We start from the raw sequence: 398 nt of genomic DNA, 5'->3' as shown, positions 1-398 counted from the left end.
CCCCCCCCCCCCCCCCCCCCCCCCCCCCCCCCCCCCCCCCCCCCCCCCCCCCCCCCCCCCCCCCCCCCCCCCCCCCTTTCCAGCAGAAGACGGCATCCGAGATCATGAGTACTGTTTCGTGGGCTCGGAGATGTGTATAAGAGACAGGTTGCCGGCGAGAAGCCCGCAAGCTCGATCCATTTGTACAATATGCATTAGTAGCAACCGAAGAAGCGGTTTGAGGGTCGTCATTTCTGGTAGAAAGGGCGTGCCTGTCTCTTATACACATCTGACGCTGCCGACGAACCACGACATGTGTTGGTATGGGTGGTGGGGGGGGGGGGATGAAGGGGGGGGGGGGGGGGGGGGGGGGGGGGGGGGGGGGGGGGGGGGGGGGGGGGGGGGGGGGGGGGGGGGGG

The 398-nt window shown here is 70.1% G+C and carries 1 protein-coding gene; it reads right to left on the bottom strand.

Translation table 11 applies throughout. The annotated features are described in order from the left end of the window. Positions 1-289 (bottom strand): hypothetical protein (locus tag JHD69_RS20605; RefSeq protein WP_233166149.1); only part of this gene is annotated, 289 nt, incomplete at its 3' end. Positions 290-398 lie beyond the last annotated feature (109 nt).

The organism is Pedobacter sp. ASV12, from assembly GCF_016429155.1.
Taxonomy (GTDB): Bacteria; Bacteroidota; Bacteroidia; order Sphingobacteriales; family Sphingobacteriaceae; genus Pedobacter.
The sequence above is the reverse complement of the archived record's forward strand: the minus strand, read 5'-3'. Positions and strand labels throughout refer to the sequence as shown.